The sequence below is a fragment of the Achromobacter sp. D7-1 genome (genome assembly GCF_059760445.1).
In genome coordinates, this window is record NZ_JCBAMT010000081.1 from 20739 (window position 1) to 32055 (window position 11317).

Below are 11317 nucleotides of genomic sequence, written 5' to 3' on the forward strand. Positions count from 1 at the left end.
ATCGCCCTGGGATACGTGCCAGGAGCCATCTGGAATGCTAATGAATGCGTGATAGCAGCGCTTATGCTAAGTTGGCCAGGGGTTATAACAAACGATTATCGGATCAGCCATGCGTTTCAAGCTCAGGCAGATGGAAGTGTTCCGGGCGGTGATGCTGACCGGTTCCATGAATGGCGCGGCCAAGCTGCTGTTCGTGTCGCAGCCAGCCATCAGCCGCCTCATCGCCCACACCGAGCAGAGCCTGGGCCTGCAGCTCTTCGAACGCGACAAGGGCAAGCTCACGCCCACCCCGGAAGCGCAGCGCCTGTTCGAGGAGGTGGGGGCGTTGTTCGACGAAGCCCTGCGCATCGATGAACTGGCGCGCGACCTGGCCGAACGGCCCGAGGGCGCATTGACCCTGTGTTCCAGCCCCAGCCTGGCGCTGAACTTCGTGCCCCCCGTGATTGCGCAGTACCTGGAGCTCTACCCCAAGGTCAGGCTCAAGTTCCACACCACGCTGCTGTCCGACATGGCGCACGAACTGCTGGGGCGCAAGGCGGAGTTGGCGGTGTCCGTGCTGCCCATCGACCATCCCAATCTGGTGGTGGAGCCGTTGGCCACCGGCGAGATGGTCTGCATCCTGCCGCAAGGCCATCCCCTGGCCTCGCGGCGGGCGGTGAGCCTGGCCGAACTGGCCGAGTGCAAGCTGATCCTCTACAACCGCAACATCCCGTTCGGGCAACTGGTGGCCGCGGCCTTCCAGCGCGCGGGCGTCAGCTGGAATCCGGCCGTGGAAATCGTGCGCGCCGAACTGGCCTGCGCGTTGGTGCGGGTGGGCGCGGGCGTGGCCATCGTCGATGAGTTCTCGGTCGGGCAGCAGGGCTGGCCCGGCGTGGTGACGCGGCCGTTGCGCGAGTCGATACCGCTATCGCTGAGCCTGGTGCGTTCGCGCTTCGACCGTCCCAGCCGGCAAGTGCAGCGTTTCGTGCGCCTGATCAAGGAGCATGCGCGCGCGTCGCGCAAGGCGGGCCGGCCCTAGAGCGTGTTATGAACTTTGGAGCAGGTTGGCAGCATTTCCCAGCATCAGCATGCTGAAGACCACTTCGACGGAACTTGTGACTGCGCCAAAGCCCCGCTAGCATCGGCTCAACTGCATTCCCGTTCTGCCCCCGCATCCATGATGGAAGCCACCGTGACCGAACCGACCACCATTGAAGTTTCAGCCGAAGCCGCATCTCATAAGGGCGAATTTTTCCTGATCGACGCCAGCTTCTTGGAAAACGGCAGGGTTCCCGGCATCGAAATCGCCAACGAAGAGAAGCTGATCGATCCGGGGATGAATGTCGTCTCGCGCCCTAATGGAATGCCAGATCAGTATCCGGAGCGTCCCCACCTGGTTCATGTACCGGAGAAGGGCGGAATGCCACGCGATCTGGAAGAGCTCGCTGGCATATGGATTGTGTCGGAGCCGTTGAAGCAACTGTTTGAGCAGTTGGACGCCGAGGCGTTTGCATTTGTGGCATGCGACTTCAGCCTTGCTGACGGCAGCCCCGCTCCGCAGTACTACCTAGGCAATGTGCTGCGCAGACTCGATGCCCTGGATGAAGCCTCTTCTCGCGTGAGGATCAAGCTCGACCATAATTATCAGACCGGCGAGGACGAGAAACTTTATAGCCTCGTCGGCGGAGCCAGCTTGGTGTTCAAACAGGATGTTGTGGGAGATGCCCATATCTTCCGCCAGGATCGCATGGGAGCACCTCCCATCTGCGACCGCGCGATGTTTGATGCATTGAGCGCGGCCAACTTCTCCGGCGTACGGCTGCGCGATGTAGCCGATATGTAGTGTCAGCGCGTCTGGCGGCTCGCCGCGCCGCGGCGGCATCGGGCCGTCTGTCCGCCCCGCAGCCCGCGCGCTTGCACGAAGCGGACAGGCGCCGCAGTTTCCGGCCACGCCGCCTGGACATGGATCAGTCTTTCCCCGAATAAGCGCAGTCAGCGGATAGCGATAGCCGGATCCGGCTATCGCCGCCCCGGCGCGCGGCGCCAGTATTCGCCTCACTCAATCAGCTAACGGTGAGGTGATGCGATGAAGGGTCTGGACAACAAGGTGGCCATCGTGACCGGCGGCGCCACGCTGATCGGCGCGGGCGTGGTTGCGGCGCTGCGGGCCAAGGGCGTGCGCGTGGCGCTGTTCGACATCGATGCCGCCGGCGGCGAACGCGTGGCCGCCGCCGATCCGGCCGGCACGCGCTTCTGGCCGGTGGATATTGCGGACGACGCGCAGCTGGAGCGCGGCGTGGCCGACACGGCAGCGCATTTCGGCCGCGTCGATTTCCTGGTCAATCTGGCGGCCACCTATCTGGACGACGGCGCCGCGTCGGGCCGTGCCGACTGGCTGCGCGCGCTGGACGTCAACCTGGTCAGCGCCGTGATGGCCGCGCGCGCGGTCCATCCCCATCTGGTCGCGGCCGGTGGCGGGGCCATCGTCAATTTCACCAGTATCTCGTCGCGCGTGGCGCAGACCGGGCGCTGGCTGTATCCGGTCTCCAAGGCGGCGCTGCTGCAGGTCACCCGCAACATGGCGATGGACTATGCCGCCGACGGCATACGCGTCAACTCCGTGTCGCCGGGCTGGACCTGGTCGCGCGTGATGGACGAGCTGACGCAGGGCGACCGCGCCAAGACCGACCGCGTGGCCGCGGACTACCACCTGCTGGGACGCGCCGGCGATCCGGCCGAAGTGGCCGAGGTGGTCGCCTTCCTGCTTTCAGACCATGCCAGTTTCGTCACCGGCGCCGATTACGCGGTGGACGGCGGCTACTCGGCCATGGGTCCCGAACAGGCCAAGCCCGCGATTCCGCGCCTGGCCGCCTAGACATACAAAGGAGATCAATCATGCGTCGAATCGCAATCGTGGGTGGCGGGCAGGCGGGCTTGCCCCTGGCGCTGGGACTGCTGGACAAAGGCTATGAGGTGACCGTGGTCACCAACCGCGAGCCGGACCATATCCGCCACGGCAAAGTGATGTCCAGCCAGTGCATGTTCGATGCCTCGCTGCAAGTCGAGCGCGACCTGGGCCTGAACCAATGGGAAGCCGAATGCCCTACGGTGGACGGCATCGGCCTGGCGCTACCGCATCCGGAACGGCCCGGCCACAAGCTGATCGATTGGGTCGCGCGCCTGGACCGGCCGGCGCAAGCGGTGGACCAGCGCATCAAGATGCCGGCGTGGATGGAGCTGTTCGCGGCGCGCGGCGGCAGGCTGCTGATCCAGGACGGCGGCGTGGCCGAACTCGAATTGCTGGCGGCCTCGCACGACCTGGTGCTGCTGGCTGCGGGCAAGGGCGAAGTGGTCAAGCTGTTCGAGCGCGACGCGCTGCGCTCGCGCTTCGACCGGCCGCAGCGCGCGCTGGCGCTGACCTACGTGCACGGCATGCGCGCGGCGCCGGATCATTCGCGGGTCGCCTTCAACCTGATTCCGGGTGTGGGCGAGTATTTCGTGTTTCCGGCGCTGACCGTCAGCGGCCCCTGCGAGATCATGGTGTTCGAAGGCGTGCCCGGCGGTCCGATGGATTGCTGGCGCGACATCAAGTCGCCGCAAGAGCACTTGGCGCAAAGCCTGCATATCCTGCACACCTACCTGCCCTGGGAGGCCGACCGTTGCGGTTCGGTGGAACTGACCGACGCCAACGGCATCCTGGCCGGCAGCTTCGCGCCCACGGTGCGCAAGCCGGTGCTGACCCTGCCGTCGGGTCGGCTGGTGTTCGGCCTGGGCGACGCGGTGGTGACCAACGACCCGATCACGGGGCAGGGTTCGAACAACGCCACCAAGGCCTGCGCCGTCTACCTGGACGCGATCCTGGCGCATGGCGACGCGACCTTTACCGCCGAATGGATGCAGCGCACCTTCGAGCGCTTCTGGGACTATGGCGGCGCGGTGGTGGAATGGACCAACTCCATGCTGCTGCCGCCGGCGCCGCATCTGCTCAAGCTGTTGCAGGCCGCGGACCACACGCCTGCGATCGCCAGCGCCATCGCCAACGGCTTCAACCATCCGCCGTCGCTGTATCCCTGGTGGGGCGACGCCACGGCCTGCGAAGCCTTCATTGCGGCGCAACCGGCGCGGGCGGCGGCATGATGACGGGCTGCGCAGCGGGCCTGCCTCTGGACTGGGGCTGCACCGATCTGCATCCCAAGGTCCTGCGCGGCGTGCTGGGCAGCTATCCGACCGGCGTGGCCATCGTCGCCACACGCTGTCCGGACGGCCGCCAGGTGGGCCTCACCATCAATTCCTTCGCCTCGCTGTCGCTGGATCCGCCGTTGGTGCTGTGGAGCCTGGTGAACCATTCGCCCAACCTGGCGGCGTTCCGCGATTGCAGCCACTTCACCATCAGCGTGCTGGCCTGCGGCCAGGAAGAACTGGCCATGCGTTTCGCCAGTTCCTCGGTTCCGGACAAGTTCGCGGGCGCGCCGGTGCACGACGTGCCGGAAGGCGTACCCGCCATCGCCGGGGCCGTCGCCACGCTGGTCTGCGCCAACGACCAGCAAAGCCCCGCGGGCGACCATCTGCTGCTGTTCGGCCGGGTGCTGCGGGTGGCCAGCGTGGCGGCCACGCCGCTGGTGTTCCATGCCGGGCGCTTCACCGCGCTGACCGCCGCGTAGCGGCCTACTACTCATCGGAGCGCATCATGTCCTTGGAGTCCGAGGCGCAGGTCATCATCGTCGGCAGCGGCATGAACTCGCTGGTCTGCGCGGCCTTGCTGGCGCAGCGCGGCAAGTCGGTGCTGGTGCTGGAACGCAACGACAGGCTGGGCGGCTGCATCCGCACCGAGGAACTGTTCCCCGGCTACCGCCACGACGTGCTGTCCTGCTGGTACCCGCTGTTCATGGGCAGCCCCGCCTATGCGGCGCTCAAGCCGGCGTTGCGCGAGGCCGGACTGGAATTCATGCAAGGCGAGTACGCCACCGGGCTGGTGTTGCCGGACGGTTCGGGCCTGGCGCTCAAGCAGGACGTGGCGGACAGCGCGCGGCGGCTGGACGCCTGGGCGCCCGGCGACGGCGCGGCCTTCGCCGCCATGGCCCAGCGCCTGTTCGGCGCGGACGCCGCGCTGACCTTCGGCCTGCTGGGCCAGAACCCCTACGGCACCGGCATGCTCAAGCTGCTGTTCGGCGAATGGCGCAAACGAGGCATGGACGGTCTGGCCGCCTTCGCCGCCGATTCGATGGAGAGCTTTCGCCGCTGGTCCGAGCGCGCCTTGCAGTCGGACGCCGCGCGCGCCCTGATTGCGCCCTGGGTGCTGCACACCGGGCTGGGTCCGGACGATGCCTGTTCCGCATTGATCGGCAAGCTGACCTTCGCTGCGGTGGTGGCCGGCGGCATGCCGGTGGTCAAGGGCGGCGGCGGCGGCGTGGTGGATGCGCTGGCCGCCGTCATCGATCGGCACGGCGGCCGTTTGCAGACCGGCGCGCACGTCGAACGCATCGTCACGCGCGGCGAGGGCAGGCGCCGCCGGGCCGTGGGCGTAGTGGCGGCAGGGCGGGAGTACCGGGCCACCGAGGCGGTGGTCTGCAACGTGGCGCCGGGTCAGCTGTACGGGCAGTTGCTGCCCGACGCGCCGCCCGCCATGCGCGAACGCGCCGCCAATTACCGCTACGGCCGCGGCGGCATGCAGATCCATTTCGCGCTGGACGCGCCGCCGGACTGGCTCACGCCGGAGTTGCGCCATGTGCCGCTGGTGCATCTGACCGAGAGCATGGAGCAGGTCTGCACCTCGGTCACCGAGGCGAACAATGGCTTGCTGCCGGCGCGTCCCACGCTGGCCATCGGCCAGCCCGTCGCGGTCGATGCCACGCGCGCGCCGCCAGGCGGCTGGATCCTGTGGGTGCAGATGCAGGAGCTGCCGGCGCGGATCAAGGGCGACGCCGCGGGCGAGATCGCGGCGCCCGCCGACGGCCGCTGGAACGAGGCGGTGCGCGAGGCCATGGCCGACAGGGTGCAGGCGCGCATGGAGCGCGTGATGCCGGGCCTGACGCGGCGCATCGTCGGCCGCCGTGCCTACTCGCCGGCGGACCTGGAAGGCCTGAACTGCAACCTGGTCGGGGGCGATCCCTATTCGGGCGTGTGTTCGCCTGACCAGTTCTTCTGGCTGCGGCCCTTTGCTGGCGGCCATGGCGCGCGCGGCCACCGCACGCCGCTGCGCAATCTCTTTCATATCGGCGCCGCCACTCACCCGGGTCCCGGGCTGGGCGGCGGCTCCGGCTATCTCGTCGCACAACAAATAGGCAGGAGGGGAACATGAGCGGACACCTGAAACTCCGGCGGCTGGCCAGCGCCACGGCATTGGCGCTGGCCAGCGCGGGGGCCCAGGCCACCGAGGGCGGCGGCCTGGGCATCTACCCGGACGGCCTGGAGAACTTCATGTCGGGCGCGCTGCCGCCACCCGGCGTGCACATGCTGGTCTATGCCGGCGGGGCGCGCTACGACACGCTGCGCGGCAACGACGGCGAGCGCGTGCCGGTGCCTGGCTTCAAGGTCGACGTCAACGTGCTGGCGCCGCGCCTGATCTGGGTCACGCAGCAGCAGGTCATGGGCGGACAGCTGGCCTTCCACGCCATTGCGCCGCTGCTGGACGTGACCACCAAGGCTGCCGGCCAGCGCAACCGCAGCACCGGGCTGGGCGACATGACGCTGGGAGTGGCGCTGGGCTATCACCCGTCCGAAAGCCTGCACTACGTGGTCGGGCTGGACATGTACGCGCCGACCGGCGAGTACAACCGCAAGGACCCGTCCAGCCTGGGCAAGAACTACTGGACTGCGCAGCCGGTGTTCGCGCTGAGCCGCATCAGTCCGGACGGCTTCAACGCCGACCTGAAAGTCATGTACGACTTCAACTTCACCAACTCCGCCACCGATACGCGTTCGGGCCAGGCGCTGCACGCCGACTACGCGCTGGGCTGGGGTGTGGGCAAGGGCTGGGTGCTGGGGGTGGGTGGCTACGCCTTCCAGCAGGTCACCGACGACAGCGGCCCCAACAGCGCCGCGGGCCGCGCCCGGGCTTTCGGCTTCGGCCCTTCGGTACGCTACATGAATGAAAAAGGCTGGCTGTTCACGGCGAAGTGGCAGCAGGACTTCAAGGTCAAGAACCGGCCCGAAGGCGCGCAGCTGTATGTGAAGCTGGGGATTCCGTTCTAGGTCTGGCGTTCCTCCGGGCAGGCCCTGTCCGCCGCCAGTTTCCGGGGCGTGTCTGCTGGTATCGTTCCGCTGTCGATTGGACGGGGCAGGGGCATGAATCTGTACGAAGCGATACGCTGGGGCAACGAATCCGAGGACCCGTACACCGGCGGTCCGGATGGCGCGGATACCTGCTTCCTGGTGCGCGCCGCATCGGTCGAAGAGGCCGGACAGCTCGCGGATGCCGCATTGCGCGGCGCCCGGGGCGGGCTGGCGGACTGGGCCCAGGTTCTGCACTTGCTCGGCACGGAACAGGCCATCGACAGCGAGCCTCGGATCCTGCGCGGGCCCTATTTGCAGCACGCCTACCGGTACGGCTGGCGGCACTGGAGCCGGGACGAGGCGGCGGCGCCTTGGATCGAGCAGCCTTAGGCGAGGGGCGCCTCAGCGGGCGGACTGCTTGCGTTGCCCTTGAAGTTCCTGGACGGCAAACAGAACCAGCTCGGCCTTGTTGAGGGAGTTGTCGCGGTCCGCATTGTCCAGCAGATCGTCGATCTGTCCACGCAGATGCCGGCAGTCGCTGGGTTCGCCTTTGGGATTGATTTTTTTTACCGCGACCCGTACTTGGGAAACCCAGTCGCGCTCAGCCTGAGCCAATTTTTGCAGTCGCTGCTGGCGCTTGGTTGCCGCTGCGACCGCTTCCGGCGTTCGGATTGCGTCTGTGGTCGCTTTCAAAATTGCTTTGGACTCATAGGGGACTTGGGCAAGAGGCTTGCCAAGGACCGCTTCCGCCACGGCTAGCGATGACAGTTTATTGATGTCGTCGATGGGAACGTCGATGGCGCAAGCGCCGGCGGCGGCGATGTGCGCGCCGGCCCGCTCGCCGAGCGGGATTTTCTGCAGGCGCGGTGAAAGCGCGGCGACGGCTGCGCGCCTGGCTTCGGCCTTCGCATCGGCCGAGCGCAAGGCCTGGCTCGAAGCCTCGAACGCCTGCATGTCGATATCGTCCGAAGCGCCTGCCGTCCCGATGGACAACGAAGCGCAAAGAAGAAGAAGGCTGCTTTGTAGTGTTTTCATCGAGTGTCCTTCCCTGGGCTGCGCCAGACCTGCGGCCCCCTGTTGCGCGAGTTTCGTGGAAATCCACCTTCCATGCCATAGCGGCCAACGGATGAGGAAAGCAGGCGTTGTTCGGATGCAACTGTAGGCCTGCTCTCGCGGGCGTTTTGGGACCTCGCTCACCATTCTGGCTGATGCTGGAATAGCATCCGGCGTGGAGATATCCGCGCCGGCGAGCGCTCACGGGGAACATGATGAAAAGAACAATTTCGGCGCTGGCGCTTTTCTTGTGCAGCGGACTTGCCGCGGCGCAGAACACGAGCAGCAGCTTTGAAGTGCAGGAACCGATGCGCAATTCGTTGGGTTTTGCGATGGGTAGCGACAGCGGCCAGGAGTGGCTGGGTGACAGGGCCGTCGCCCACATGGGTTTCATCGCCGCCTGCAAGCTGTACCCGGCAGACGGGCCGGAGGTGCAAGGGCTGGTGGCCATGGCCCTGGCGCAAGCGAGCCTGGGCATGGACCTGGCCCGCGCGCCGACAGACCCGGCCGCGCTGCGCGCCAAGCTCGCCCAGCGCCTGAACTCCCAGGAAGGGCGCAAGGACGCGGCGGAGAAAATCCAGGCGATGCGCAAGCGCGTTCTTGCCGAGCAGGCGCATGCCGGCAAGTTGATAGACGCTTCCGTGGGTTTTACGGGCAAGAATCCGAATCCCTGCGAACTCGAGCGGTACTACGCGCGTCAGTTCCTGACGCAGCACAAGGACGGCGCCATGAAAGCGGCTCCCAAGATCAACCAGCTTGCGCGTGAGGTGATGGCGCAGGATTCCTCTGCCAAGGCAAAGCCGGCTGCGCCAGCCAGGCCCTGAAGCGGCGCCGCCTCAGCCGCGCCGCCGCAGGCTCTGGCTGGGGCTTACGCCGTAGCGTTCCTTGTAGCCGGCGCTGAAGCGTCCCATGTGCGCGAAGCCCCAGCGCAGCGCCACGCCGGCAATGTTGCGGCTTTCACCCGAGACCAGCTCGGCGTGCGCGCGTTCCATGCGCAGGTCGCGCAGGTAGTGCATGGGACTCACGCCCAGGAATTCCTTGAATCCCGCATACAGGCTGCGCACGCTGACGCCGGCGATGCGAGCCAGCTGTTCGGCGCTGACGGATTCGTGCGCGTGCGCCTGCAGATAATCCTGGACGCTGCGCACGTGGCGCGGCAGTACCGCGCCGCGGCGGCCCGGCAGCGCGCCGGTGTAGTTGTGAGGCTGGGCAGATAGCAGGGTGGCGGCGACCAGCTGTTCCATCTGATGCACGATGAGTTTGTGCTGGGCCAGGTTCGCGTGCTGCGTGGAGCAGTCCAGCAGATAGCTCATCAGGCAGCGCCAGGCGGGGCATTCGCGCCAGCGGAATCCCAACTGGAAGCGCAGCGGCCGGTCCAGCGCACAGCCCAGATGTCCCACCAGGGTGCGTTCCAGCAGCGAGCGGCCCACGCGCAGCATGAACTGGTCGTTGTCCTCGGCCCAGCGCATGGCCAGGTCGTCGTCCGGGCTGACGACCGAGGCGACATCGGGCGTCGAATCCACTTGTTGCGGGCCGCTGCTGATGCGGGCACAGCCCGATAGCGGCATTTGCACCAGGAAAAAGTCCTCCAGCGGGCCGGGCCGGATCTCGACGTTGGCGCCGTAGCGCAGGCGGTTCAGCGAGACTTCGCCCAGCGGCTGGTGGTGCATGCGCGCGTCCAGGCGTTGCAGCGCGCCGACCACGCCCAGGTGGTGCGGACGCATCACGCGGCCGACCATGGAGCGGGCCTCGTCCAGATCGCCGGAGGCGAACAGCTGCTGCGCCGGCAGGCCCAGGACCGACTCGATCCGCGGCCCGGCCGGCGGCCAAGATGTGCTGGTGGCGGACTGCGTCGTGTCGAGCATGGCGGGGGACTCCACTGCCGGGGTCTTGAAGGCTTTGATAGTAAAGCTGCGCTGGACTGGGCGGACTGGTGGAAAACCCGTCCAGGGGCGGGGAGTTCTATCCGCTTTTTGCGGCGGGTGTCCACGGAGCGCAGAAAACCAAGGCAAATTCATGTTGACAACCGGTTTTCATTAATGGAAACTGGTTGTCAATATAACGGACCACCAAGGAGACCACGCATGAATCCGACCAAGGAAGAACGGCTCACCGGGGTGATCCTGACCTTGTTCCAGTTGAACGGCGCGCTGCTCGACTGGGGCGATGCCTTCGTCGCGCCCGAGGCGCTGACCAGCGCGCGCTGGCAGATGCTGGGCGCCCTGGCGCTGGCGGGCCAGCCCCTGAGCGCGCCGCAGCTTGCGGCCGCCATGGGCGTGACCCGCCAGGGCGCGCAGAAGCAGCTCAATCTGCTGTCCGAAGCGCGCCTGGTGGAGGTCCGCGCCAATCCGCAGCACAAGCGTTCGCCCTTGTACCGGCTGACCGATGAGGGCCGGCGCGTGTATGGCGCTATCGACGCGCGCTGGAAGGAGCGCGCGCGGCAACTGGCCGGCGGCTTCAGCGCGGCCGAACTGGAAACGGCGGGGAGGGTGCTGACCGGCTTGCTGGCCGCGCACGTTCCCGCGCCATCGGAGCAAGATCATGAAACATAGAATCCACGCGACGGCAGCCGTGCTGACGCTGCTGTTTCTGGCCGCATTCTGGATATCGACGGCGGTGTCCGAACTGTTCCTGGCGACCTCCGCGGTGGCGCAGGTCAAGCTGGCCATTGCCTATGCCTTGCTGGGCTTCGTGCCGGTCATGATGCTTACCGCCGCCAGCGGCTTCATGATGGGCGGCAAGGGCAGGCATCCGTTGCTGCTTGCCAAGCGCAGGCGCATGCCCTTTATCGCGGCCAATGGATTGTTGATTCTGGTGCCCGCGGCGCTGTTCCTGGCGCTGCGGGCGCAGGCAGGGCTGTTCGACGGGGTGTTTTACGGGGTGCAGGCGCTGGAGTTGGCGGCGGGCGCCGCCAACCTTGCGCTGATCGGTTTGAACATCCGCGACGGCATCAGGCTCGGGCGCTTGCGGCGGCGCCCGCAGGGGCGGGGCCTGGGCCAGTATCCCCCCCCGCGGCCGGCCCCTTTACACATCCCCCCGCCCCCGGGACAGAGGGAAACCACCCCGATGCCGG

The 11317-nt window shown here is 67.0% G+C and carries 13 protein-coding genes; 11 read left to right on the plus strand and 2 right to left on the minus strand.

Annotated features, from left to right (window positions below; genetic code table 11):
• Positions 1 to 109 precede the first annotated feature (109 nt).
• From AC6LKD_RS26305 to AC6LKD_RS26340, 8 genes are all read left to right on the plus strand, one after another.
• Positions 110 to 1018 (plus strand): LysR family transcriptional regulator, encoded by a 909-nt coding sequence (locus AC6LKD_RS26305; protein ID WP_498117890.1) that lies wholly within the window; start codon positions 110 to 112, stop codon positions 1016 to 1018.
• Positions 1019 to 1171: 153 nt separating this feature from the next.
• On the plus strand, positions 1172 to 1822 hold the full coding sequence (locus AC6LKD_RS26310) for an imm11 family protein (RefSeq protein WP_498117891.1): 651 nt from the start codon (positions 1172 to 1174) through the stop codon (positions 1820 to 1822).
• Positions 1823 to 2065: 243 nt separating this feature from the next.
• Positions 2066 to 2854, plus strand: a complete 789-nt coding sequence (locus tag AC6LKD_RS26315; protein ID WP_498117892.1) for an SDR family oxidoreductase — start codon at positions 2066 to 2068, stop codon at positions 2852 to 2854.
• Positions 2855 to 2874: 20 nt separating this feature from the next.
• Complete coding sequence (locus tag AC6LKD_RS26320; RefSeq protein ID WP_498117893.1) at positions 2875 to 4116, plus strand: styrene monooxygenase/indole monooxygenase family protein; 1242 nt, start codon at positions 2875 to 2877, stop codon at positions 4114 to 4116.
• A complete protein-coding gene (locus tag AC6LKD_RS26325) occupies positions 4113 to 4640 on the plus strand; it encodes a flavin reductase family protein (RefSeq protein ID WP_013393068.1) in 528 nt (175 codons plus the stop codon). Before AC6LKD_RS26320 ends, AC6LKD_RS26325 begins: the two co-directional genes overlap by 4 nt.
• A gap of 26 nt (positions 4641 to 4666) precedes the next feature.
• Positions 4667 to 6277, plus strand: a complete 1611-nt coding sequence (locus AC6LKD_RS26330; RefSeq protein WP_013393069.1) for a phytoene desaturase family protein — start codon at positions 4667 to 4669, stop codon at positions 6275 to 6277.
• Positions 6274 to 7170: a SphA family protein gene (locus AC6LKD_RS26335; RefSeq protein ID WP_498117894.1), complete on the plus strand. Its 897-nt coding sequence runs from the start codon at positions 6274 to 6276 to the stop codon at positions 7168 to 7170. The genes AC6LKD_RS26330 and AC6LKD_RS26335 overlap by 4 nt, the downstream gene beginning before the upstream one ends.
• Before the next feature lie 93 nt (positions 7171 to 7263).
• Positions 7264 to 7581 (plus strand): hypothetical protein, encoded by a 318-nt coding sequence (locus AC6LKD_RS26340; protein ID WP_498117895.1) that lies wholly within the window; start codon positions 7264 to 7266, stop codon positions 7579 to 7581.
• 12 nt (positions 7582 to 7593) lie between these two features.
• Here the strand turns inward: AC6LKD_RS26340 and AC6LKD_RS26345 are convergent, their stop codons facing one another.
• A complete protein-coding gene (locus AC6LKD_RS26345; protein ID WP_498117896.1) occupies positions 7594 to 8226 on the minus strand; it encodes a hypothetical protein in 633 nt (210 codons plus the stop codon).
• A gap of 230 nt (positions 8227 to 8456) precedes the next feature.
• On the opposite strand from AC6LKD_RS26345, the gene AC6LKD_RS26350 reads away from it, so the two are divergent.
• Positions 8457 to 9068, plus strand: coding sequence for a hypothetical protein (locus AC6LKD_RS26350; RefSeq protein WP_041653344.1), 612 nt, complete (start codon positions 8457 to 8459; stop codon positions 9066 to 9068).
• Positions 9069 to 9080: 12 nt separating this feature from the next.
• On the opposite strand, the gene AC6LKD_RS26355 is transcribed toward AC6LKD_RS26350, so the two are convergent.
• The gene (locus tag AC6LKD_RS26355) at positions 9081 to 10109 is read right to left on the minus strand and encodes an AraC family transcriptional regulator (protein ID WP_492275478.1); all 1029 of its coding nucleotides are present in this window, start codon (positions 10107 to 10109) and stop codon (positions 9081 to 9083) included.
• A gap of 219 nt (positions 10110 to 10328) precedes the next feature.
• Here AC6LKD_RS26355 and AC6LKD_RS26360 point away from each other — a divergent pair, with 219 nt between their 5' ends.
• Positions 10329 to 10796 carry a MarR family winged helix-turn-helix transcriptional regulator gene (locus AC6LKD_RS26360; protein ID WP_013393075.1) on the plus strand — a complete coding sequence of 156 codons (468 nt, stop codon included), beginning with the start codon at positions 10329 to 10331 and terminating at the stop codon, positions 10794 to 10796.
• Positions 10786 to 11317 (plus strand): hypothetical protein (locus tag AC6LKD_RS26365; protein WP_498117897.1); only part of this gene is annotated, 532 nt, incomplete at its 3' end. The genes AC6LKD_RS26360 and AC6LKD_RS26365, both read left to right, overlap by 11 nt.